This is a genomic window from Nocardia sp. NPDC051990 (genome assembly GCF_040680755.1).
Classification (GTDB): domain Bacteria; phylum Actinomycetota; class Actinomycetes; order Mycobacteriales; family Mycobacteriaceae; genus Nocardia.
On record NZ_JBFAXH010000009.1, the window covers coordinates 100,477 to 124,396 of the forward strand.

Below are 23,920 nucleotides of genomic sequence, written 5' to 3' on the forward strand. Positions count from 1 at the left end.
CTCGCGCGTTCCAGCGTCCGAGGGTGGTGTGAGCGAAACGCTCACCGGAGTGGTACCGGAACTGCGGCACCGCCACCGCGCCCACCGCGAATACCGCATCCGCGACGCTGAGAACACCGGCCTGACCAACCTCCCATTGCAGGGATTCGACCAGAACCGGATCTGGATCGAGATCGTCTGTCCGGCAACAGAACTCACCGCATGGATGCAGATGCTCGCCCTGCATGACCACGCCGCACGCCGCTGGAAACCCAAATGGCTTCTGCTGCGACTATTGAATCAGCACTCGGCGGGACGCTATGCGGCGCAGAATTCATTGCCTTCGGGGTCGCGCATGACCCACCAATGACCTGCGGGTCCCTTATCGACCTCGCGGACGCGGGTGGCCCCCAGTGCTTCCAAGCGTGTGACGAGGGCGTCGAGGGGGCCGGGGGTGCTGTGGATGTCGATGTGTAGGCGGTTCTTGCCGGATTTGGCTTCGGGGACGTCTTGGAAGAGCAGGCGGCGACCGTGGCCGACGCCGCTGGTCGGGTCGAATGGGTCGTCGGGGTGGCGGACGGCGGCGTAGCCGCGGAAGGTTTTGCGGCCGTGGTGTTCGACGACCGCCTCCGCGGTGAGGTGGCCGGCGGCCAGTAGTTGCTCGATGAGGGCGCTTGGGTCCTCTACCTCGTACTCCAGGGCCGCGGCCCAGAAGTCGGCGAGGGCGGGGGCGTTTCTGGTGTCGATGACCAGTTTCCAGTTCAGAGCCATGGCCGGAACCTACCGCACCCCGGTGACGCACTGTGCGAGCCGCCATCTCCGTAGCGGCATCTCACCACTATGACCGCCGATCCGCACTCACCGAGGTGGCGCTGGGCATTCGCTGGGGGCGGGCTCGCCGCGCAAACGTCCGTCGATCCAGTCGGTCTCGCCAGGAAAACCAGTGAACAGGGCAATGACGTGCTCGCCGGGTTCGGTGCGGTGCACCGCCGGGACGCCGCGCGCGCATTGGTCCCGATAAAGATCGTCGCCGTTCTCACGCGGGATCCAGATGTCGTTGGCGGCGTGATAGATATAGAGCGGCGCGCCCGATTTACGGTCGGTCAGGTTGAGGCGCGCGAAGATCCGGTCGGCAATATCGCTTCGCAGCGGGTCGCTGATATTGGCGGCGACATCGATCGGGATGCCGACCACACCGAGCGGGCCGTTGGTGGCGCCGCAGGTGTCCTTGATCGGCGAGGTCGCCGCCCACTGCGCCAGATGATTCATGTAGCCGAGAATCTCCGGATGCTCCCGGCTCATCGCCAGCGCGACTACCAGCAGAATGCCGGAGGCCATGTTTCCGTTGAAGTGCTCGGCGACCATTCGATAGTCGGTCACCAGTCCGCCCACGGCCGCCCCGACCACCACACCGGATAGTTCCGGCGCGTACTCGTCGAGCAGCATCGCGGCCGCATACGATGCGATCGCGCCACCGGAATACCCGGTTATCGCGAAACGGCTGCCCGTGAATTCGGTCGGCAGCGCACCACGCACCGCGCGAATCGAATCCAGCAGCACATGCCCGGCGACCATCGGTTCGGCGTAGGCCATCAACGGACCCTCGTGATCGGGAATCAGCACCGCATAGCCGCGACTGAGCGCCCAGGCGGTATTCGGCGGTATCAGATCACCCGAATTGAAATTGGAATGAAACCCGTGCGCCATCGCGTAGCTCGGCGTGCAGCTGAGACCGAGCGAATTGATCGGTAGGGCATTCACCAAGACCGGCCGATCCCCCGGACCGGTCCAGGCGGCGGCGGGAATCACCACTGTCGCGGTGCCGAAGGATGGCTTGCCCGAGGCGTCCGTTGTCCGGAACTTCAGCAGGATCGCCCGCTGAATCGGTACCATCGCCAGCAGTGCGGAAGTCGCTGTCACATCACGCCACTCGACGATATCGCCGGGAGCGAGACCACCGAGCCCATCTGGCCATTCGTCGAACATCCGATCCCCCGACGGCGCAGGCCGCACCGCTTGCCACAACGCCGCCAAGTCCGGGGGCACCTCACCGGACGACGGGGACACCACGGGTGGGAGCGCGGGCGCGGGGATATCGGTATTGATCCATCGCTGCAGGTCGGACGGGCCCGGCGACACCGGTGCCGCCGGGTCGTCGGTCGGGTCGGCGGATGCGGGCACCGACCCCACCAGCAGCGCGCAACCCAGCACGCTCGCAACGACAACAGCTCGAAGACTCGACATCTGACCCCTTCTACACTCAACACCGACGAGCCAGACCATGTCGCAGCGGAATCTCAGTTCAGAGCTGTGTGGACTTCTCACGACGAAGCCCACGCGACATGCTGGCCGACCACAACTTCTGAAAAACAGTGGCGCGCAAGCAATCTACACGGACCGCCGAACGTGCCGCCGCACCCGATCCACTGACATTCTCCGGGCGTGGGTCAGCCGCGTATCGTTCTCGGTGCAGTGGTCCGCGACCGCCTATGCCCCGGCACCAGGAAAACTCATGGACATCGTAAGAGCGCCGCAGCCGGAATACCGCCAGGCACGCCTTGCCGACATCGAAGATATCGCGGCCATCGAGGCGTACCGGCTACGCAGCCGACATCTGGACTCGTGATCCGCTCGCCGATACTGGTCCGCTGATCATGCTCGACGCTCCAACTCGTTGCGATCGGTGCCGAGTAGCACCGCCCGGTGCTTGAACTGAACACGTGCCCGCCGAGTCGCCGCGGACCGGTCCGGGGCCGGTTTCAGCAACACGTTCTGACAAGTTCGCCGCTGCATATTCGACCGCGGCGCTTCCGATATCTCGACAGGCATCAATGCGGCGATCGAAGTGCCTTGTGGGCCAACACAATTGGGCGGTCCACGGCCTCGCGCACATTATGACACATCAACATCAGAATTCGCCCGAATGGCCAAATAGAACCTGTTACAGTCTGCCGACTCGAGGCACTCTTCTACGCCTCACATCGGAAGGTTTCGCTCATGTACGACCGACGCCCCTCGGCCAACACCGGCATTCGCCAAGGAATTAATCGCCGGAAATTCTTGGCGGGCACTGCGATTGCGGCCGGAGCGATGGCGCTGAGCCCGGCCGCGTGGACCGCCAAGGCATCAGCGGCACCCATCGGCAACGGGGATCACGTGCCGAATCTGATCATCGGCAGCGGCTACGGCGGCGCGGTCGCCGCGCTGCGCCTGTGCCAGGCAGGTAAGCAGGTGGCGATGATCGAGATGGGACAGAACTGGACCACGCCCGGCTCGGACGGAAAAGTCTTCTGCACCATGATCAATCCGGACGAGCGCTCGTATTGGTTCCGGGCCAGGACCGATCAGCCGATCGGCTATTTCGTCGGGGTGGATATCAACCGGGATATCAGCCCCAGTGACGCGGGCGTGCTCGATTCGGAGAATTTCGCGGCAACCCGGGTGTATCAGGGCCGTGGGGTGGGCGGCGGCTCGCTGGTCAACGGCGGTATGGCGCCACTGCCGAAACAGAGCTACTTCCAACAGATCCTGCCGTCGGTCGACGCGACGACAATGTACTCCACCTACTTTCCCCGGGCGCAGGCCGCGCTCGGCGTCAATAATATCGACTCGGCCTGGTTCGAATCCGCCGAATGCTACAAATACGCGCGGGCCAGTCGCGCAACCGCCAATAACGCCGGCTACACAACGACATTCGTGCCCAATGTCTACGACTTCAGCTATATGCAGCAGGAGCAGGCGAATACCGTCACGCGCTCGGCGCTGGCCGGTGAGGTGATCTATGGCAACAACCACGGAAAGCGTTCGCTCGACAAGACCTATCTGGCGGTGGCCGCCGCGACCGGCAAGCTGAGCATCTCCCCGCTGCACAAGGTCACCAGCGTGGCACCGGCCGCGAGCGGCTACACGGTGGTCATCACGCAGATCGACGTGCTCGGCAATACCGTGGCGACCAAGACCGTCACCGCGGACAAGGTCTTCTTCGCAGCGGGCAGCGTCGGCACCAGCAAGTTGCTCGTGACCATGAAGGCATTGGGGAAGCTGCCCAATCTGGCCGATTCGGTCGGCACGGGTTGGGGCAATAACGGCAATGTGATGGTCGGTCGGGCCGGACTGGATTTGACCGGTGCGCTGCAATCCGCGATTCCCTGCATGGGCATCGACAACTGGGCCGATCCCAATGGTCCGGTATTCGCCGAAATCGCCCCGTTCCCAACAAGTACCGAGAACGGTGTGAATCTCTACCTGGCGATCACCAAGAACCCCAACCGCGCCGAGTTCACCTACAACTCGTCCACCGGCGGCGTAGATCTGTCCTGGCAGGCGTCCTACACCCAGCCGTCGATCGATGCGGCGAAACGCGTATTCGATGCCATCAATTCCAAGGCGGGCACGATTTATCGGTCCGATCTGTTCGGCCTCTACAAGGTCTGGGGCGACGACTTCGTCTACCACCCCCTCGGCGGCTGTCTACTCGGACAGGCCACCGATAACTACGGCCGCCTCAACGGGTACTCCGGGCTGTACGTCATCGATGGATCGCTGATTCCGGGCAGCACCGGCGTCAATCCCTTCCTGACGATCAGCGGCCTCGCGGAACGCAATATCGAAAAGATCATCGCCACCGACCTGGCATAACACTCGGCCCGCCGACCACGCGCCGAACAGCTCGTGGTCGGCTCATGGCTGCAGCACCTGTGTCCAGGTCTGCACATCCTGCGCGAGGGCTCCGGCTGACTCCGACCTTGCGCCTAGCGGCGGCGGCGCGGCTGGTCGGAACAGGAACACCGCTGCGCCTTCGGCACATTACCGAGCACCTGTTCGACATGATTGCCACACCCGGAATAGCCGGGCTTGCCGCAGCTGCGGCAGACGATTCGTTGGCACATTCTGCTGTTTCCTTTCTTCGACAGGGCTAGCGGGTCCGGTCGGCGGTGGCGTCGCGCCAGGTTCGGTAGCCGCCATCAAGATTGACCGCGTCCCGACCGAGCTGGGTCAGCAACCGGGTGGCGCTGTTACCGCGCTGACCCACCTGGCAGAAGACCAGGACCGGACCGGCGGGGATCTCGGCCGCTCGATCGCGGAGTTCGTCCAGCGGGATGTTGCGTGCGCCGGGAATCGAGCCGGCGGCGTACTCCTCCCGTGATCGCACGTCGACCGTCTGCCATCCCAGCGCGATCGCATCGTCGATTTCGTGCCACTGCACCGTACGGATCGCTCCGGTGCGCAGATTATCGGCCATATAGCCGAGCATGTTCACCGGATCCTTGGCCGAACCGAATTGCGGTGCGTATGCGAGTTCCAGATCCATCAGCCGGGAGGCCGGGATACCACCCGCCATCGCGGTGGTCAGTACGTCGATCCGCTTGTCGACGCCCGCACCGCCGACGGCCTGCGCACCCAGGATCCGGTCGGTGTCCGGATCGACGAGCAATTTCACCGACATCGCGCGCGCATCGGGGTAGTAACCGGCGTGGGCGAGTGGATGCGAGTGCAAAACACGGAATGGACGGCCCGCAGCGCGCAGTCGCTTCTCGCTCCATCCGGTCATGGCCGCGGTGAGGTCGAAGACCCCGAGGATCGCGGTGCCCTGCGCGGGCGGGTCGATGGCCGGTAGCCCGGCGACCACGTCCGCGACCAATCGCCCCTGCCGATTCGCCGCATTGGCCAATGGGACCAATGTCGACTCTCCGGTGACAGCGTCCTTCTTCGCCACCACATCGCCGACAGCGTAGATATGCGACATCGAGGTGCGCAGCCGATCATCGACGATGATGCCACCGCCGGAACCGATTTCGATACCGGCCTCCCGCGCGAGTGCGCTTTCCGGGCGCACCCCGATCGCCATGACCACCAGATCGGCCGGAACCACCCGCTGATCGGACAGTGTCACGGTATCGACGTCGATGCGCGCCAGCTCGGCGCCCAACTCCAGCCGGACCCCGTGCTCGCGCATCTCGGCCGCGACCGGCGCGGCCATCTCGACATCCAGCGGTGCCAGAACCTGCAAGCCACGTTCGACCACGGTCGTCGAAACACCCCGTCGCACCAGGTTCTCGGCCATCTCCACACCGATGAAACCGGCCCCGACCACTACCGCGGACCGCGCATCGCCGGCAGCCTCGGCCAGCCGATCGACATCAGCGACATCACGCAGCACCAGGGCGCGTTCGGCACCCGGCAACGGCGGCACAATCGCGGCAGCGCCCGTACTGAGCACCAGGTCGTCGAAGGACTCGGCATACTCACGGCCCGAGTCCAGTTCGCGCACGGTGAGGGTCCGGCTCGTCGGGTCCAGCGCCACCACTTCGTGTCGCACCCGCACATCCAGCCGGAACCGCGCCGCCAGCGACGCCGGAGTCTGCAGCAAAAGTGATTCCCGCTTCGGAATCACCCCGCCGACGTAGTAGGGCAGACCGCAATTCGCGAACGACACATGATCGCCCCGTTCGAGTACGACGATATCCGCCGATTCCATCAGCCTGCGCAGGCGAGTCGCGGCAGACATTCCGCCCGCGACTCCACCGACGATCACAACCTTCATCTCCCACCTCTCAACAGGCCACAGCAGCGCTATGTCCGTTCTGTACTCAATATACCCCTAGGGGTATCTTCCTTAAGTAGCAATATACCCCGTGGGGTATGAAGGAGAATTGTGATGACCGCCTCTTTGACGATTTCCCCGCGTCACGACACCTCGCCGCCTGGCGGGTCCAGCGGCATGCTGGGTCGGCTGGGAGCCCTGGTCGCCGGGCACACCCGGAGAGGCGCTGGATCGATCACCGCGGTGACCGATGCGGCGTAGCCGCCGCGTCGGGCGTCGATATCGACTCCGCGGCGCCGGCCCGACCGCCTGTCTCAGACCTCAGGACCGGTTGCGCGAAGTCGTCGAGGGCATTGCGCACCCCGTGGGCGAACACCTCCACGTCCGGGCAGCTGTCCTGGTCAGCGGCGACAGTGAGGTTGAGCTGGCCGGCGTACGACAGGGCGGCGACGACGAGTGTCAGGTTGCCCATGGGCGGCAGTAGGGGGAACACCTCCAGCAGTGGCGCGCCGGCGAGATACAGCCGCATCGGCGGACCCGGGACGTTGCTCACGACCAGGTTCACTGACCGCTGCCGCGGAAACAGCCGGTACCAGATGCGCTGGCCGGCGACGAATCTGAAGATCCCACTGCCCGCTTCGGGGCGAGCTTTATCCTTCCGTGCGGCTGTCTCTGCGGCGATCAACGTGAGCCGGCACACCGGGTCCGGCTCACCGACCGGCAGCGGCACCATCATCCATCCGGGCGTGTTGCCTTGCGCTTCCCCGGGCCGTGCTTCGTGGTGGGAGATGGTCACCATCGCGCGCTGGACGAGCCCTTGAACATCCTCGCCGCGGCTTGCCAGCAGCTGGCGCAGGCCGCCGGCAACCGCGGTCAGCACCACGTCGTTGACCGTGGCGTGATGGACATGGGCGACGTGTTTGATGGGGTCGAGGCGGCCGCGGACGATGGCCAGTCGGCGCTCGGAGCTTACGGGGTGGTTGAGGCTGGTTCGTGGGGCAGGCTTTTCGGTGAGTACCTCCCGCCAGGCCGGCAACGCGCGGCGCGCCCGGCGCAGTGTTCTGCTCGGATGGACAAGGCCCGACCACCCGAGCCCTAGTTCCTGTCGGCGGCGTCGCAGGTTATCGCGGAGCAGCTCACCGGTGGACGGGGTGGGTGTCGGCGACCACGGCGGTGCACCCTCGACAGGCGCGTCGGCGGTTCGGTCGAGCAGCGCCCCGAAGGCGGCCATCGCGGCGGGGCCGTCGGCGAGGACGTGATGCAGCTTCAAGAAGGCGCCGACCCGTTGGTCCGGCACGCCGGGCAGCAGCCACAGCTCCCACAGCGGCCGGGCGGGATCGAACGGTCGCCGGGCCAACTGCTGGCATGCCTGCAGCAGCTGGTCCGGGTCGCCGGGCGCAAGCGCATGGACGTGGATGTGCTCAGCGAGGTCGAAGGAGGAGGCGTCGATCCACAGCGGCCAGCCCAGCCCGAGGCGAGGCCGGTACAGCAGCTGCCTGAAGCGAGGCACCAAGTGCATTCTCGGCTCGAGGTGTCGCCGGACCGCGTCGAGTCGGACGCCGCCGTCCTCGTCGAGCAGGCTTGTGCCGTCGAGGATGGCGAGCCCGCCGATGTCGGTGGACCAGCCGTAGTCGTCCCAGAGCAGCAGGAACAGGTCCGAAGCGGTCACCCGTTCCAGGAGACGCGTCTCGGCCATGACCTCACGTCCCTTCCTTATGGCATAGACAGCCGCCGCGGTTCCGAGGCCTTGGCGTGTCCTTCTCTCGGGTCACCCGCACGATCTCGGTCGTTTCGGCCGCGAACCCCTCTGGTCGGCCCGGACGCACCTCGGCGCAACTGAAGCGATGTCTTCCAAGAAGGCGATGACACCCTCCTACGTCGGGTGGACCGGCGCCGACACGACTCGCGACAGTGGTCACACGGTCTTCGGGACGTGAGTCCTGTAGATCACGCGCATGACCTTGTGGCCGAGGTCGGCGGTCGGTTCGAACATCAGCGGGCATCCACCATCGATCACGGTGATGCCGTGCTCACGCCCGTAGGCCGTGGCTGTGTCGCTGACGCTGCCCGCACCGTAGGACCGGTGCATCCATACGTGTTTGATCCCCAGCTCGGCGCACTCGCGCATCGTGCTCTCGGCCTTGTCGGGCGCGGTGGCGATGACGACGGCGTCGACCCCTCCGGGGATGCTCTTCAGGTCGTGATAGCTGCGCGCACCCTCAACCTTGTCGGCATTGGGGTTGACCGCGAACGCCTCATACCCGCGGTCGCGCAGACGCTTGTACACAATGTTGGATCCGTGCTCCTTGGGTTTCCGCGATACACCCGTCACCGCGATCCGCTTGTTCGCAAGGAACGCGGAAGCCGCTTCCTTCATTGTCGGCATCGTCCACCTCCAGTTACGCGTCGCACGCCCGCATTACCTACGCCGGCGTCTGTCGAGTTGGCGTCTCTCGTTCGACTTCGATCGAGTAGTCCGCGGCGAGCGCGGCGAGCGCTCCGATCGCGGCAACGGTGGGCGCGAGGAGGAAGCCGACCACACCGACCGTCACGGGGACCTCCATCACGGTCTTGCCGTCGGAGTCCTCGAGGACGATCCGACGAACGTTGCCTTCGTGGACCAGTTCCTTGACCCGCTCCACAAGGTGGGCACCCTTCACGTCGATCTTCTCTGTCGATGTCGTCGCTTGCTGCGTCGTTCCGTTCACCGTCTCCGCTGTGCTGTCGAGCAGACCGCGTCCTCTCGTTCCTGCGGCTCAGCCTCGATGTCCGGCTCATGGCCGGACCCCCGTTTTCTTCACATCGTCGTCTTCGGGACCGCGTCGCGGCAGGGCCGAAGGTCCACCCCTCACCGGGCCGACCGGCCTGACTGCCGGGGTCCGATTCGCGACCGGTTGATCGGTGCCTCGCCGAGCATCGACCTCTGGTACCAACACGAGCCGAGTGACCCGGATGCCCAGACGAACCAACAGTGGTGGGCCATCACCCGCGTCACCAACCACGACTCAAACGGGTGACGAGACCGAATTCTCGAAGAAGGGCACCAAATCCGCTGGCGTGCAACGGCAGTACTCCGGCACACCGGGCGTACGGAGAATTGCCAGATCGGAGTGTTCCTGGCGTATGCATCCCGGCACGGGCACGCCCTGATCCTGTCAGCCCGACGCACAAACCTGACACAAGATCAAGTTCCGCCGACCTCGATCAACCGGGTCCAGCCGTCGGCAGGCACGCCGGATCCCGACACTCGGCGAAACGCCGTGATTGTGCGTCGATCACAAGCGGAACATCAAGCAACACAAGGATTTTCGACTCGCCGCAGAGGCGGCGAAACAACGACATGAGGCATGGTCGATCGCGCAGCGATCGATGTAAGGGTAATCGCGCCCGTCGGCCTTCCGCCTCAGTAGAGTGATTCTCACGGAGAGCACATTCCTCACGCTGTTACACCATCGAGGAGGCAGGTGCAATGCAACCGATCACCGTCGATGTCATGGGCTCGCAGGCGACCGCCTTTCTGACGCTGTACTTGCGCTGGCGCGACGCCGAGGATCGCCACTCGCTGCTGAAGGACACCTGGGCAGCTACTGTCATGGGGAATCTGGACTTCGATTTCACTCAGTTCCGCAACGATGCCTACGCCCGGTTCTTCGTTGCCGCCCGGTCCAGGCTGCTGGATGAGTGGGTCCGGCGTTTCCTGGCCGACAACCCCGACGCGATCGTGCTCGACCTCGGCTCCGGATTCGACAGCCGCGTCTTCCGAATCGATCCCGGCTTCGGACATCTCTGGTACGACGTGGATTTCCCGACGCTCATCGAGGCACGCAACCGTCTCTACCCTGAACGTCCTGGCTACTTCGCTGTGGGCGCGTCGGTCACCGATCCGGATTGGCTGGAACAGATCCCCGGTGACCGACCGGTGATCGCCGTGGCCGACAGCCTACTGATGTTCCTGACGCCCGATCAGGTGCGCACCACGTTTCGTCAGGTCATCGATCACTTCCCACGCGGCGAATTCGTCTTCACGGCCTATTCCTCGAAGACGAAGAAGAACAAACGCAAGACCGACTACCGCCCCTTCTTCCGCAAGTACGGCATCCAGCTGGACTGGACGCTCGATGATCTCAGCGAGTTGGCACGGATTGATACCCGCCTGCAGTGCCTGGACCGTCGCAGCCAAGCCGATCCACGGCTACAACGCGCCACGCCGCTGTGGAACAAACTCCTGTGCGTGCTCGTCTACGCCATCCCGGCCTATCGCTACTCCGCGGCGACCCTGCGCTGCCGGTTCTGAGCATGCGACACAATCCATTACGGCCCGAGCGTTGTTCCACTCGTCGGAACTGCCGGAAATCGCCGCATCTCGACGCGCGAACGCGGAAACTTTACTGCGACACCGAGGCCCGCGCGGCCGCGATTCGCTCGACCGCATCGGCTCGAACCCCTGTCGGGCCCCGCTCGAAACCTGCTGATAGGCTGGTTCCATGATCATCGAGGTCGACAGAATCTAGCCACCGAACTGCCGGTGGCCTTTACCGAGTAGGGCGCGGATTTGCGCCCCGGTGAATGACCTCACCCGTTTCGTCAAAGGTTATGGCCTGGCGCACATCTGCGCCATCTCGCTGTGCCTTCTGACTGATCCCACCCCGGCACGTTCGCGCTGCACCGATCACCGGTCATGTTCCGCGCACAGAGCGATGCCAGCTCCCCGTCCCATCCGGCCGTTTCAGCCCAGGCTGACCTGTCCGGGATACCTTTCGGCACTTGGGAATCGAGCATCCACCTGCGCTGCCCCACGACTGCCCGTGATCGGTCGCTTCTTTCAGCACTGCTGACCAGCAACCTCTCTCGAAAGGCCGTCACATGCAGCATCGCACCTCTCGCTCACGTTCCCGTCACCGTCGCGCGCAGTGGAAGGCGCCTGTTCCCACGCTCACGACCTGCACCAATCCAGCGTGCGCTAAGGCCACTCTGCCGCATCGGGTGTGCGCGTACTGCGGCTTCTACCAGGGTCGCCAGATCCTGCCTGTGCGCAACGGTGACACGTGAGTCCCGCCATACTGACATCGCGTAGTCGGTGGAGTCGGATTCGTGACCACCTCGCTGAGATCGGAGAGCCGGAGTTCCGTTTCCAACAGTTGATCTCAGCTTGGCGGGGATCGACCGCGGAGACGTTCGCTGACGTGCACACGCTTCCGGTGGGGCTTCGGAGTGAATTGTCCGAGCGGTTCGGCGCGCACTTGCACCCCCTTACCGTGGTCGCCGTACGGCACGACGACTACGTCGAGAAGGTGCTCTTTTCCTCCGAATCCGGTTCTCGCATAGAGACTGTCGTGTCGCACTACCGCCAAGGGTGGGATTCGATGTGCATTTCGTCGCAGGCCGGATGCGGTCTGGGTTGCACATTCTGCGCGAGCGGAGCGGCGGGTCTTGTTCGCAACCTCACCGTCGACGAGATTGCCGCCCAGGTGATGCATCCGCACTGGACCCGCGCCGGCCTCTCGCGACCAGCGAGCGTCGCATTCATGGGCATGGGTGAGGCACTTGCGAACCCCGCCCTGTTCGAATCGATTGCCTTTCTCACCGACGCCGACTACGCAGGTCTGTCTGCGCGGCGACTCACGGTGTCCACGGTGGGATTCGCACCGAACCTCGCCCGATTGGTCGACGAGCACCCACAGGTGACGATCACGTTGTCGGTGCACTCACCGTTCCCCGATCAACGTGCCCGGATCATTCCCCTCGAGGACCGATACCCACTCGCGGAGAACCTGAGCATCCTCGACCGGCATGCGGTCGCCAGCCGCAGGAAGATCTATCTCGCTTACCTGCTCATAGCTGGCGTCAATGACAGCGACGAACACCTCGACGCTCTCGCCATGCTGGTGCGGGAGCGGTCCCGACCGGAGTTGTTCCACGTCAGCGTTATCCGCTACAACGACGCAACCGGAGCAGACCCGACCTACCGAGCGCCCCGCAGCAGACGGGTCGACGAATTCGTACAGGGACTGCACGCCAAAGGAATCCAAGCAACCAGGCGCCGCCAACTCGGCACCGCCATCGATGCGGCGTGCGGACAACTGCACGCCCGCTACCTCGAACCAGGCGCCGACGGTCCGGCGCCGACAACACCGAAACCATCGCACTACATTGACCGTTCGCCACGAGTGGTTGAAGGAGAACCCACCGATGTCCACGACCTTCGTCGTCACCCTCAGAGACCGCACAGTCGAATGACCTGACGGTACTGTTGCGCTCGACCGCTCGGGGGCACCTGCACGGCGGGCCGAACCTGACTCGTCGGCTGCAATGGCGCCGGCAAGTCCACCCTGCTGCGACTGATCGCCGGCCTCCCACATCGGGGCAGATCGACACGGTCGGCGATGTCGGATACTTCCTCGAGCTCGCACTCTCGGGAAGGACTCGACAGTCGCCGAACCCGTCGGCATCGATGGTTCGGTCAGGCGGTCGTTTCGCTCTGGTCGCGAAGCTCCTGGCGCAGGGACTTCCTGTCGAGCTTGCCGACTGCCGTCTTGGGAACGGATGAGCGGAACACGAGGTTGCGGGGTTTCTTATAGGAGGCAAGGCCTTCGGCGACGAAGGCGATCAGTTCGCTGCGGAGCTGTTCGGATTCGTCGTGGCCGGGAGCGAGGACGACAACGGCGGTCACGGCCTCGACCCAGACCGGGTCGGGCGCTCCGACGACGATCGTTTCGGCGACAGCCGGGTGCGCGAGCAGTTGTTCCTCGACCTCCCGCGGATAGACGTTGTATCCACCGGAGACGATCATGTCGGAGAGCCGGTCTTTGAGGTAGAGGAAGCCGTGCTCGTCGAAGACGCCGACGTCGCGGGTGTGTACCCAACCGCCTTCGGTGAAGGTGGCCGCGTTGAGTTCGGGCGCGTTGAAGTAGCCGGCAACGGCGGACGGTGCGCGCACCACGATTTCGCCGGGTGTTCCTGTCTCGACGTCGTTTCCGTGTTCGTCGACAAGCCTGATCTCGACATCCAGGGCCGGCTGCCCGCACGAGTGCAGGCGTTCGCCATGGTGATCCTCGTGACGTAGGACCGTCAGACACAGCGGAGCCTCGGTCTGCCCGTAGTACTGCAGGAACTGCACGTGGGGCAGAGCTGCCATCGCTTCCTTGATCGTGACGAGCGGCATGGGCGAGGCACCATAGATCAGGTATCGCAGCGACGAGACGAGCTCGGGGTCGAAGCTGGTGCGCTGCAACAGCATCTGGACCATCGTCGGTACCAGGATGGTCGAGGTGACCCGGTGGGTGGCGATCTGCTCGACGAAGGTGTCGGGATCGAATCCGGGAAGAACCAAGGTGGTGGCACCGCGCAACCAGAACGGGAGGACGAACACCCCGCTGGCGTGGATCAGCGACGCCGAATGCGCCATCACGTCGTCGGGCGCAACCGGCAGGAGGTTCAGGAGCACGTTGCGTGCGATACCCGCATACGTGCGCTGGGTGTGCTGCGCTGCCTTGAGGACTCCCGTGGTGCCGGAGGTGAATAGGGTCAAGATCACGTCGTCCGGCTCGACGGCGATGTCGGGGAGAGTGTTGGGCATGGTGGCCGCGACCTCGAAGAGCGTGCGGGCGTCGTCGAACGACGACTCGAGGCCCACACATCGCAGCTGCGGGAATCGCTGTGCCAATTGCTGCGCACGATCGGCCAGGTCCGGGCCGTAGAACAGGGCGGTACAGCCGGTCTCGGCGATCATCCGGCTGTGCTCTTCGATGGAGAGCCGGGAATTGAGCGGGACGCGGTTGATGCCCGCCTTGACGCATGCGAAGTCAGTCGGGACGGTGTAGATGCTGTTGTTGACAAGCAATGCGACGCGTGAACGGTAGTCGCATCCTTGCGCAAGCATGGCATGTGCCAGCTGACTGCTGAGTTCGTCGACCTCGCGGAACGTCATCCGGCGGTCTCCGCAGATCACTGCTGTCCGCTGGCTGTGCTGGCGGGCGCCCCGCACGATCAGGTCTCGGGTCAATGGGCTCATGGTGAAAGATCCTTCTGTGTGTCTCGGAATCTCGTGTGTCTCACATGGTTCGGATGTGCGTGAAGCTGCCGTGACGCCCGGCCCCGGATGCGAATCGCGCAGCACCAGCGACGCCCTCGCGGTCGACGATCGGTGCGCCATCGGTTCCTTCGGCCCTGAGCGCGGCATCGAGCGTCATATCGAAAGACCGGTATGTGGACATCCGGTCGACCAACAGGCATTCCTGCGGGAACTGCAACAACTGGTTCGCGATCTCCCGTGCCGCTTCCAGTGAGCTGCCGTTCTCGACCACCCGATTGACCAGCCCGAAGGAAAGCGCCTCGTCGGCCCCCACGGGGCGGCCGGTGAGGATCATGTCCAGCGCGCGCCCCTGACCGATGATGCGTGGAAGTCGCACGGTCCCGCCGTCGATGAGGGGTACCCCCCATCGACGGCAGAACACTCCGAATGTTGCATCCTGCTCACAGACTCGCAGGTCCGCGAGAAGAGCAAGTTCGAGTCCGCCTGCTACGGCATACCCGCTCACCGCGGCGATCAGCGGCTTGCTGAGTGCCATGCGACTCGGCCCCATCGGCCCGGTGCCGCCGCCGTGGGGATCGAGTTCGTGGCGACGCGCGGGGTCTCCCACTGCGGTGAGGTCTGCACCGGCGCAAAATGTTCCGCCGGCCCCCCACAGGATGGCCACGCGCTGGGTGTCGTCGGCTTCGAACTGCTCGAACGCCGTACGTAGCTGCGCAGCCATCGGCCCGTCGACGGCATTACGCCGATCGGGGCGATCGAGCACGATAGTGGTGACACCACCGTCGCGTTCGACGAGGACATCTGTCGCAGTCTGTGCAGGGGAAAGGGGGGAAGGGTCGGATGACACGGCCGGCCTCCTCGCGGTCGGTTGGCGGTTGCGCCGAGCGTATCCGTTTGTAACAAGATTGAACAGAGTAGGATCAAATTGTGTTTCAAGTCGACAGGCGGCCCACCGCCACCCGGGTCATCCTCGACCTCTTGACGGCAAGTCCAAAGGTCGAGTTCGGAGTCGACATGCTCACCCTCGCCGGCGAGATCATGGGACTGACCGCGGCGAACATGAGAGTGTCTGCCGCCAGGATGTGTACGGAAGGAAGAATCACCCGCACCACCCGCGGCACATACACGCTTCTTGCCGAAGCGCTACCCGCCTATACCGAGGTCAGCAGCTGGCGAACCCGCATCGAGCGCATGGTGCCATGGGACGGCACGTGGACCGCGGTCGAACACTCCCGCGTCAAACGCAGCGACCGTGCGGCACTGCGCGCACACAACAACGCACTGTCGCTGGCTGGTATGGCCGACTGGACTCCTGCGGTAGCACTACGACCGAACAATCTCGATCACGGCACCAACGGGCTCCGTACCACCTTGTCCAGACTCGGCGCCGCACCCGAATGCCACGTGTACCGAATCGACGAGCTGAGCACCGAAGACGTTGACGCCATTCGTCGCCTGTGGGACACCATATCGCGGACACGACACCTGCAGGAAGCATCTCGAGCACTCGCGGACGCGGCCCGTGCCAGCGATGACCGGACAGTCGCAGAGAACGCCCGCACATCGCTGCTGGTCGGCAGCGCAGTAATCAGCACCATCGTGCGCGATCCGCTGCTCCCCCAGGAACTCGCGCCCCTGACGCCGCTCGTCGAACTGATCGAGCAGATGAAAGAGTTTCAGGATCACGCACTGACGTTGTGGCTCGAGCTACTCGAAGATGGACAGAGAACCTGACCTATCGTCACTACCGTCTCAGGTGTCGCCGCTGTGATCAGCGCGCAGGCGGCGGCGCTGTGCACGGCTCCCATGGCCTGCATGCTTGCGCCAGTACAAGATATTTCGGCCGCAGTTACCTAGATTGCGGGTAGCTGCTCGCCTTGTACGACTTCGATGTCGAGGTCGAGTTTGACGGTGGTGCCGATGGCGGCCACTCCCGCGCGCACGACCGCGTTGTAATCGATCGCGAAATCGTTGCGGTGCAATAGTGTTTCGGCGTGGAACGCAGCACGCACACCACCCCACGAATCCGCTCCGAACCCACCATAGGTCAACTCGAGATCGACCGGGCGACACTGCCCGTGCAGGGTCAGCTCACCCGACATCACCCAGGTGTCACCACCGGTGCGACGCAACCCGCTGCCGACGAAACTGATCAGCGGATAACTGTCGACGTCCAAGAACTCCGGCGAACGCAGGTGATCGTCACGCATCGAGATACCGGTATCGATACTCGCCGCCTTGATCTCAGCGTGCCCCGTGGACCGCTCGAACGGCTCAGCAATATCGAGCCGCCCACTCACCTCCGCGAATCGGGCCTTGATGCTGGCAATACCCAGATGACGCACGGTGGCGATCACCGTCGAATGCACCGGATCGATCGTCCACGGCCCCGGCGGCGGCGATGCCACCGCCCCCACGACCGGCACCAACACCACCTCACCGAGCACACCCGTCCCAGCCGCAGAGATCTGCACGGTCCGCGCCACCGGCTCGAACCCGACGGCGGTGAGCACCGCGATATGAACACCCGCAGGCAACAGCTCGGTGCCCACCGCCCCGGTCTCGTCGACGACCGCGCGGGCGATCTGGTGCCCCCTCATATCCGTCACCGTCAACACCGCATCCGGCACCGGCCACCCCTGTGCGGTGCAAACACGACCGGTCAACCCACTCATCAACGATCCCCGGGCTCGTAACCGAGCCGCACATCGTAGGCAACCTCGCCACCGGATACCGTGACCTGCCCGGTCACCGGCGGATAGCCACGAGCAACCACGGTGTACTGCCCTTCGGGCAGATCGGTCACGACATAACAGCCGTTCTCGTCGGTACGTGCCGTCGCGGTCACCTCACCCGCCGCGTCGAGCAGACTGACCAGCACATCCGGCGCCGCCCGGCCGCCGTCGGCCCACGCGGTCCCGGCAAGCACCGCCATCGCGGCCAACTCGATGTCATGACGCAACACACCACTGTCCGGCACCGTCAATGTGGTGGCACTGGGACGCATATGCTCAGCGACCGCGACCAAGGTATAGACACCCGACACCACACCGTGGCACACGTAGGTGCCGTCGCCGCCCGTGACAGCCGCCCCGACCACCTCACCACGCAAATCGGTCAGCGTGACGGTCGCACCCGACAGTGGCACACCATGGCCGGCGGTCCGGACCACACCCGATAGTTCGCCGGAACCCACCAAGGTCAGATCCAGGTGCTGGGGCCGCGGACCGACCGACACATTGACCGCCGCCGGCTGGTGCCCGATCGCCGACACGATCAACACATAGCCACCCCTCTCCCGCACCGTGATCGCATAGCCACCATCGGCAGCACTGCTCGCCCGCGCGACCTGGCGGCCCGCCTGATCAATCAACGTCAACACCGCACCCGGCACCGGACGACCGTCCTCACGCTGGACACGACCGCCCAACGCCCCACCGTCGAAGTCCGACGCGGACAAGCCGCCAGCCGACACACCGGTCTGTGCCGACGCATCGACCCGGTACACACGACCGTTCTGTTCTACTGCCGCATGCCCCATGACCGACGCGGCCGGCACCGGTTCAGGCTCGGACAACTCCCGCTCGGCGCCTTCCCAGAGTTGGGTTTCGTCCCAGCTCGACTCCGCGAGTACAGCCAGTTCGGCATCCAGTGCGGCCAAGCCGTCCGCGGCGGTCGGATTGTCCTGCAACGCAGACTCTTTCGTGGTCGGGTCGAGGGCCGGATCGATGTCGATCGTACGGCGCAGCGGCCGGTTCGGAAGCAGTATGGTCGCAATGAGGGCGACGACCGTCGAACCCGCGGCGATGAGGAAGATCCGGCCGGTCGCATCACCGTAGGAGGCGCGCACGATCGTGGCTATCGGTGTCGGCAAGGCATCGATCTTCAGGTTGCTGCCGCCGGAGGACCCAGCGGTCACACCGAGCCTCGCGAAACCCTCTGCCGACAGCTCGCTCACGCGGGTAGCCAGCACCGAACCGAGCACCGAGACACCGATCGCGCCGCCAAACGTGCGGAAGAAGGCGACACTGCTGGACGCCGCGCCGATGTTGTGCACACTCACGGTGTTCTGCACGGCCAGCACCAGGTTCTGCATCATCATGCCGACGCCGAGCCCGACAATGGCGATGTACATACCGACCAGCCACAGGTTCGTCGCGTGGTCGATTGTCGAGAGCAGTGTGAATCCGACCACCAGCAGCGCGCCGCCTGCGACGACGAAAGGCTTCCACTTGCCGAACCGGGTGATCAGCTGCCCGGAGCCGACCGAGGCGACGAGCATGCCCGCGACCATCGGGATGGTCAGCACACCGGCCACAGTCGGTGAGTATCCGCGTGCAGTCTGGAAGTACTGGCCCAGGAAAGTCGTCGCACCGAACATGCCAACTCCGACCGCGATCGAGGCGATGATCGCCAGACCGGTGGTGCGTTCGGTGACGATCGCCAGTGGGATGATCGGCGACTCGGCGCGGGACTCGACCCACACGGTCGCGATCAGCAGCAGCACGCCGATGCCGACGTAGAGCGCCGATTCTCTGGAGAGCCAGGCGTAGTAGCCGGCCTTCCCGACGAACGACACCCAAACGAGCAGGATCGACACACCACCGGTGAGCAGTGTGGCGCCGAGCCAGTCGATCGACACTCCGTCCTTACGCTCGGTGGGCAGCCGCAAGGTCCGCTGCAACAGCACCAGTGCGATCACGGCCAGGGGCACACACACGAAGAAGCACCAGCGCCAGCCGAGCGGACTGTCGACGATGACGCCGCCGAGGATGGGTCCACCCGACATCGAAACCGCCATCACGGCACCCATGTAGCCGGAATACCGTCCGCGTTCGCGCGGCGCGACGATGGAGCCGATGATCGCGACGACGAGCGCGGTCAACCCGCCCATGCCGACACCCTGGATGACACGTGCCGCCAACAGCATGGGCACGTTGCCCGCGACGCCGGCGATCACCGAACCGACGACGAAGATGACGATGGCCGACTGGACCAACAGCTTCTTGTTGAACAGATCGGCGAACTTGCCCCAGATCGGGGTGGACGCGGCATTGGCCAGCAGTGCCGTGGTGATAACCCAGGCGTATGCGGTCTGCGACCCCTCCAGGTCGCCGATGATCGTGGGTAGCGCGGTCGACACAATCGTGGTGCTGAGCAGCGCCGTGAACAGCGCTGCCAGCAGCCCGGTCATGGCTTCCAGGACTTGACGGTGGGTCATCGCGTCCGGATCGCGCCGCGTCCCCGCATCGACTGAATTAGACATCGACTTCCTGACTCTCTGTCGAAACCGGCTCGCGCTCGCCCACCGCGGTGTGGTGCGCAACTGCGGTCAATGAATTCCTGAGCTTCTGAACAACCACGACGGCCTGCTCGGCTTCGTCCTCGCTCCAATCGGCGAGAGCAGCCTGCAGTCCCCGTGCCCGCGACACCCGGATGCGCCGCAGCAGATCGCGTCCTTGGTCAGTGATTTGGATGAGGGTGGCTCGGCCGTCGCTGGGATCGGCATGACGGGCAATATCGCCGGAGCTCACCAGCTCGGCGACATGCCTGCTCAACGTCGATGCGCTGATGCACAAGTCCACGGCCAGATCCACCTGCCGGCACGGCCCCCTGGCCTCGAGGGAGCCCAGCACGCCGACACCCCCCGGAAGCAGGTGCCCTTCTTCCGGGTGCGAGAGGGCAACGCGGATCGCCCGGCCCACGAAATAGAGCTCCTTTATCAGGCTCTGAGCCGTATCGGGTGACACTGCCATACCCACTCCCAGCACGAGATTAGTTGCTTGTGCTACGCAACTATAGATAGTTTGCTTGTGCTAAGCAACTATCTAGCGGTGGGGTATTGGCGTCGGCGGGTTGGCGTGGACTCTGCCGGTGAGGTTCCAACGGCGACAATCAGCGATCCGACTGTTCCTTTTCTCGCCGCTTGCCCTCGATCAGCATTCGACGACGTTGACCGAGACATTGACGGCGAGCCCGCCCATGGACGTCTCCTTGTACTTCGAGCTCATGTCAAGCCCGGTCGCACGCATCGTCTCGATCACCTGGTCGAGGCTGACACGATGAGTTCCGTCCCCGCGCAACGCCATTCGGGCCGCATTGATGGCCTTGCCCGCCGAGATCGCGTTCCGTTCGATGCACGGAATCTGGACGAGCCCGCCGATGGGGTCGCAGGTCAGGCCCAGGCTGTGCTCCATGGCGATCTCCGCGGCATTCTCCACCTGCGCCGGCGTGCCGCCGAGGATCTCCGCGAGCCCCGCCGCCGCCATCGAGGCGGCGGACCCAACCTCACCCTGGCACCCGACCTCGGCGCCCGAAATCGAGGCGCGCTCCTTGTAAAGGGACCCGACCGCCCCCGCCGCCAGCAGGAAACGAATAGCCGTGCCGTCCGGATCGGACTTGCCCATGGGCGTGTAGTGGGTGGCGTAGTGCAGCACCGCGGGAATGATCCCGGCCGCCCCGTTCGTGGGAGCGGTGACGATCCGTCCCCCGGAGGCGTTCTCCTCGTTGACCGCCAGGGCCACCAGATTGACCCAGTCCTCGGCAAAGGCAGGGTCCCGGTTGGGATCCTCGCGACGTAGACGTTCGTACCAGTCGTGGGCCCGACGCCGGACGCGCAGTCCACCCGGCAGGTAACCCACCCGCGAAATACCCAGCTCGAAGCACTCCACCAGCACGTCCCTGATGTGCAGCAACTGGCTGCGCACCTCGCACTCGGGCCTGGCCGCACGTTCGTGCTCGAGCATCACGTCGCCGATCGAGATCCCATGGTGCTCGGTGATCTCCAGCAACTCCTTCGCGGAACCGAACGAGAGCGCCGGCGGGTCCGTCTGCTGCGCCGGCGCGTCCGTTTCGAACTCAGTGACCACGAAGCCACCGCCGATGGAGTAGTAGGTCTCCCGCAGCAGTTCCTGCCCGCCGTCGTCGGTCGCGGCGACGGTCATCGCGTTCGGATGAAAGTCCCGAACGGTCAACGGATGCAGCACGATCTCGTCTTCGGCGAGATCGATCTCCCGGACGCCGCCCAGCATGATCCGACGGGTCTGCCGCAACGTCGCGAGGCGACGGTCCTTCTCCTGCGTCTCGATAGTCTCCGGCCGATACCCCTCCAGCCCGAGCAGGATCGCGGAGAAGGTGCCGTGGCCGGCGCCGGTGGCCGCGAGCGATCCGTAGAGGTCGACGCGGACACCGGCGACGGCATCGAGCACACCGCGGGAAGCGAGGGCCGCGGCGAACCTCCCGCCCGCCCGCATCGGGCCGACGGTGTGTGAACTGGACGGACCGATGCCGACCGTGAAGAGGTCGAATACGCTGACAGTCATGAGTCGAGGTCCTTCCGGATCATCGCAGCGAGTGCCGCAGCGCAGCGAGCAGCGGACGTAAGGGCCGCGCGGCCATGTTCTACAGCTCCGGGTAGAGGGGATACTTGTCGGCGAGTGTGCGCACGTCGGTCGCCAGCGCCGACACGTTCGCCTCCGGCGCGGCGATCAACGCCCTGGCGATGAGGTCGGCGACCTTCTCGAAGTCCCCGGCGTCGAAACCCCTGGCAGCCAGGGCCGGGGTGCCGATTCGCAGGCCCGAGGTCACCATCGGCGGACGCGGATCGAACGGCACCGCGTTGCGATTGACGGTGATTCCGATCGCGTCGAGGCGATCCTCCGCCTGCTGGCCGTCGATCTCCGCGTCCCGCAGGTCGACCAGGACCAGGTGCACGTCGGTCCCGCCGGTCAGCACGGAGATGCCGGCGTCCCGCACGTCCCGTTGATTCAACCGCTCCGCTAGGATTTTGGCGCCATCGAGGCAGCGCTGCTGCCGCTCGGCGAACTCGGGCTGGGCGGCCATCTTGAATGCGGTCGCCTTGCCTGCGATGACGTGCTCGAGCGGCCCACCCTGCTGGCCGGGGAACACCGCCGAGTTGATCTTCTTCGCAATGTCGGCCTCGTTGGTGAGGATGATGCCGCCGCGCGGTCCGCCGAGCGTCTTGTGGGTCGTCGAGGTGACCACGTGCGCGTACGGGACCGGTGACGGGTGCAGCCCTGCCGCGACGAGCCCGGCGAAGTGGGCCATGTCCACCATCAGGTAGGCGCCGACCTCATCCGCGATCTCGCGGAAGCGGGCGAAGTCCAGATGCCGAGGGTAGGCCGACCAGCCGGCGATGATCAGCTGCGGCTTGTGCTCGCGTGCCGCCCTGGCCACCTCGTCCATATCGATGAGGTAGTCGCTCTCCGAGACCCCGTACGCCGCGACGTTGTACAGCTTCCCGGAGAAATTCAGCCGCATGCCGTGCGTGAGGTGTCCACCGGCGGCGAGGGACAGGCCGAGGATGGTGTCGCCCGGCTTGATCAGCGCGTGCATCACCGACGCGTTCGCCGTGGCTCCGGAGTGTGGCTGCACATTAGCGAACTTCGCGTCGAAGAGTGCCTTGATTCGATCGATGGCGAGTTGCTCGATCCCGTCGACGTGCTCGCACCCGCCGTAGTACCGGCGCCCGGGGTAGCCCTCGGCGTACTTGTTGGTCAGCACCGAACCCTGCGCCTGCATGACGGCGATCGGAGCGTGGTTCTCGGAAGCGATCATCTCGAGCCCTGTGCGCTGACGCTCGAGTTCCTTACCGATGAGGGCGGCGACCTCGGGATCGAAATCCGCGAGGGTCCGGTCCAGGATGCTCATGCTGTGTCCTTTCTGGCATGAGCGGGGCGCTGCGTGGTTACGCTCCGCTGCCGCCTCCGCGCCTGACCGCTCATGCTGTGTCCTTTCTGGCATGAGCGGGGCGCTGCGTGGTTACACTCCGCTGCCGCCTCCGCGCCTGACCGCTCATGCTGTGTCCTTTCTGGCATGAGCGGGGCGCTGCGTGTGCCGCCTCCGCGCCTGACCGCTCATGCCACGACTCCGTTCTGCTCTGCGTACTGGGCGGCGGTCAACAGGTCACCGGCGGCGGCGGGCTGCACGGCGAACAACCAGCCCTCCCCGTAGGGGTCGGAGGTGACCAGACTCGGGTCGTCGACAACAGCGCTGTTGACCAGGGTCACACGGCCGCTGACCGGCGGGTACAGCTCGGAGACGGTCTTGGTGGACTCGACCTCACCGCAGCTCTCGCCGGCGACTATGGTGGCGCCGACCTCGGGCAGGTCCACGAAGACCAGCTCGCCGAGCGAGTCGACGGCGATCGAGGTGATGCCGACTCGGACGGGGTGGTCGGGGAGCTCGGCTCCCGGTTCGATGGCCACCCACTCATGGTCAGCGGTGTAGCTGCGGTCGTCGGGCAGATTGGATGAGGACATGCTGGTACCTTCTCGAGGGCTCTCGTTGGTGACTGGGTAGGTCAATAGTGTTCGCGCGCTGCGTGTTCGAGCGCGAAGTGTTGT

19 protein-coding genes and 4 pseudogenes are annotated in these 23,920 nt (G+C 65.0%); 8 read left to right on the top strand and 15 right to left on the bottom strand.

Annotation, left to right across the window (positions count from 1 at the left end; genetic code table 11):
• Nucleotides 1-58 precede the first annotated feature (58 nt).
• Nucleotides 59-274, top strand: a pseudogene (locus tag AB0L63_RS18945) (transposase); the annotation flags it as partial.
• A 23-nt stretch (nucleotides 275-297) separates the two neighbouring features.
• Here AB0L63_RS18945 and AB0L63_RS18950 read toward each other — a convergent pair.
• Together AB0L63_RS18950 and AB0L63_RS18955 are read right to left on the bottom strand one after the other, a co-directional pair.
• Nucleotides 298-750, bottom strand: a complete 453-nt coding sequence (locus AB0L63_RS18950) for a VOC family protein (protein WP_364502184.1) — start codon at nucleotides 748-750, stop codon at nucleotides 298-300.
• An 87-nt stretch (nucleotides 751-837) separates the two neighbouring features.
• On the bottom strand, nucleotides 838-2,223 hold the full coding sequence (locus tag AB0L63_RS18955; protein ID WP_364502187.1) for a lipase family protein: 1,386 nt from the start codon (nucleotides 2,221-2,223) through the stop codon (nucleotides 838-840).
• A 753-nt stretch (nucleotides 2,224-2,976) separates the two neighbouring features.
• Between AB0L63_RS18955 and AB0L63_RS18960 the strand changes: the two genes are divergently transcribed.
• Nucleotides 2,977-4,617, top strand: a complete 1,641-nt coding sequence (locus tag AB0L63_RS18960) for a GMC oxidoreductase (protein WP_364502189.1) — start codon at nucleotides 2,977-2,979, stop codon at nucleotides 4,615-4,617.
• A 277-nt stretch (nucleotides 4,618-4,894) separates the two neighbouring features.
• Here AB0L63_RS18960 and AB0L63_RS18965 read toward each other — a convergent pair whose 3' ends face one another.
• From AB0L63_RS18965 to AB0L63_RS18980, 4 genes are all read right to left on the bottom strand, one after another.
• A complete protein-coding gene (locus AB0L63_RS18965; RefSeq protein ID WP_364502192.1) occupies nucleotides 4,895-6,523 on the bottom strand; it encodes an FAD-dependent oxidoreductase in 1,629 nt (542 codons plus the stop codon).
• 235 nt (nucleotides 6,524-6,758) lie between these two features.
• Nucleotides 6,759-8,219: a wax ester/triacylglycerol synthase family O-acyltransferase gene (locus tag AB0L63_RS18970; protein WP_364502195.1), complete on the bottom strand. Its 1,461-nt coding sequence runs from the start codon at nucleotides 8,217-8,219 to the stop codon at nucleotides 6,759-6,761.
• A 219-nt stretch (nucleotides 8,220-8,438) separates the two neighbouring features.
• Complete coding sequence (locus AB0L63_RS18975) at nucleotides 8,439-8,900, bottom strand: CoA-binding protein (protein ID WP_364502197.1); 462 nt, start codon at nucleotides 8,898-8,900, stop codon at nucleotides 8,439-8,441.
• Between the two features lie 46 nt (nucleotides 8,901-8,946).
• Nucleotides 8,947-9,231, bottom strand: a complete 285-nt coding sequence (locus tag AB0L63_RS18980) for a DUF4342 domain-containing protein (protein WP_364502200.1) — start codon at nucleotides 9,229-9,231, stop codon at nucleotides 8,947-8,949.
• 307 nt (nucleotides 9,232-9,538) lie between these two features.
• Here AB0L63_RS18980 and AB0L63_RS18985 point away from each other — a divergent pair.
• The 5 genes and pseudogenes from AB0L63_RS18985 to AB0L63_RS19005 all read left to right on the top strand — a co-directional run.
• Nucleotides 9,539-9,675, top strand: a pseudogene (locus AB0L63_RS18985) (transposase); the annotation flags it as partial.
• Nucleotides 9,676-9,992: 317 nt separating this feature from the next.
• Nucleotides 9,993-10,817 (top strand): class I SAM-dependent methyltransferase, encoded by an 825-nt coding sequence (locus AB0L63_RS18990; protein WP_364502203.1) that lies wholly within the window; start codon nucleotides 9,993-9,995, stop codon nucleotides 10,815-10,817.
• Nucleotides 10,818-11,386: 569 nt separating this feature from the next.
• Nucleotides 11,387-11,572, top strand: a complete 186-nt coding sequence (gene rpmF, locus AB0L63_RS18995; protein WP_364502206.1) for a 50S ribosomal protein L32 — start codon at nucleotides 11,387-11,389, stop codon at nucleotides 11,570-11,572.
• A gap of 149 nt (nucleotides 11,573-11,721) precedes the next feature.
• The gene (locus AB0L63_RS19000) at nucleotides 11,722-12,765 is read left to right on the top strand and encodes a radical SAM protein (protein ID WP_364502208.1); all 1,044 of its coding nucleotides are present in this window, start codon (nucleotides 11,722-11,724) and stop codon (nucleotides 12,763-12,765) included.
• A 63-nt stretch (nucleotides 12,766-12,828) separates the two neighbouring features.
• Nucleotides 12,829-13,101, top strand: a pseudogene (locus AB0L63_RS19005) (hypothetical protein); the annotation flags it as partial.
• Here AB0L63_RS19005 and AB0L63_RS19010 read toward each other — a convergent pair.
• A complete protein-coding gene (locus AB0L63_RS19010) occupies nucleotides 12,984-14,534 on the bottom strand; it encodes an AMP-binding protein (protein ID WP_364502211.1) in 1,551 nt (516 codons plus the stop codon). The pseudogene AB0L63_RS19005 and the gene AB0L63_RS19010 sit on opposite strands and share 118 nt — an antisense overlap.
• Nucleotides 14,535-14,574: 40 nt before the next feature.
• Entirely contained in the window at nucleotides 14,575-15,402 is an 828-nt protein-coding gene (locus tag AB0L63_RS19015; RefSeq protein WP_364502213.1) for a crotonase/enoyl-CoA hydratase family protein, read from the bottom strand.
• An 80-nt stretch (nucleotides 15,403-15,482) separates the two neighbouring features.
• Between AB0L63_RS19015 and AB0L63_RS19020 the strand changes: the two genes are divergently transcribed.
• Complete coding sequence (locus AB0L63_RS19020) at nucleotides 15,483-16,289, top strand: hypothetical protein (protein WP_364502216.1); 807 nt, start codon at nucleotides 15,483-15,485, stop codon at nucleotides 16,287-16,289.
• A gap of 119 nt (nucleotides 16,290-16,408) precedes the next feature.
• Here the strand turns inward: AB0L63_RS19020 and AB0L63_RS19025 are convergent, their stop codons facing one another.
• The 7 genes and pseudogenes from AB0L63_RS19025 to gcvH form a co-directional block, all read right to left on the bottom strand.
• Nucleotides 16,409-17,230, bottom strand: coding sequence for a YceI family protein (locus AB0L63_RS19025; protein ID WP_364502219.1), 822 nt, complete (start codon nucleotides 17,228-17,230; stop codon nucleotides 16,409-16,411).
• A complete protein-coding gene (locus tag AB0L63_RS19030) occupies nucleotides 17,230-18,096 on the bottom strand; it encodes a carboxypeptidase-like regulatory domain-containing protein (RefSeq protein WP_364502478.1) in 867 nt (288 codons plus the stop codon). Before AB0L63_RS19030 ends, AB0L63_RS19025 begins: the two co-directional genes overlap by 1 nt.
• A gap of 186 nt (nucleotides 18,097-18,282) precedes the next feature.
• A pseudogene (locus AB0L63_RS19035) lies at nucleotides 18,283-19,776 on the bottom strand (MDR family MFS transporter); the annotation flags it as partial.
• Between the two features lie 37 nt (nucleotides 19,777-19,813).
• A complete protein-coding gene (locus AB0L63_RS19040; protein ID WP_364502222.1) occupies nucleotides 19,814-20,311 on the bottom strand; it encodes a MarR family transcriptional regulator in 498 nt (165 codons plus the stop codon).
• Between the two features lie 180 nt (nucleotides 20,312-20,491).
• A complete protein-coding gene (locus AB0L63_RS19045) occupies nucleotides 20,492-21,877 on the bottom strand; it encodes an L-serine ammonia-lyase (protein WP_364502224.1) in 1,386 nt (461 codons plus the stop codon).
• A 79-nt stretch (nucleotides 21,878-21,956) separates the two neighbouring features.
• On the bottom strand, nucleotides 21,957-23,225 hold the full coding sequence (gene glyA, locus AB0L63_RS19050; RefSeq protein WP_364502226.1) for a serine hydroxymethyltransferase: 1,269 nt from the start codon (nucleotides 23,223-23,225) through the stop codon (nucleotides 21,957-21,959).
• A 206-nt stretch (nucleotides 23,226-23,431) separates the two neighbouring features.
• Nucleotides 23,432-23,836 carry a glycine cleavage system protein GcvH gene (gene gcvH / locus AB0L63_RS19055; RefSeq protein WP_364502229.1) on the bottom strand — a complete coding sequence of 135 codons (405 nt, stop codon included), beginning with the start codon at nucleotides 23,834-23,836 and terminating at the stop codon, nucleotides 23,432-23,434.
• Between the last annotated feature and the right edge of the window lie 84 nt (nucleotides 23,837-23,920).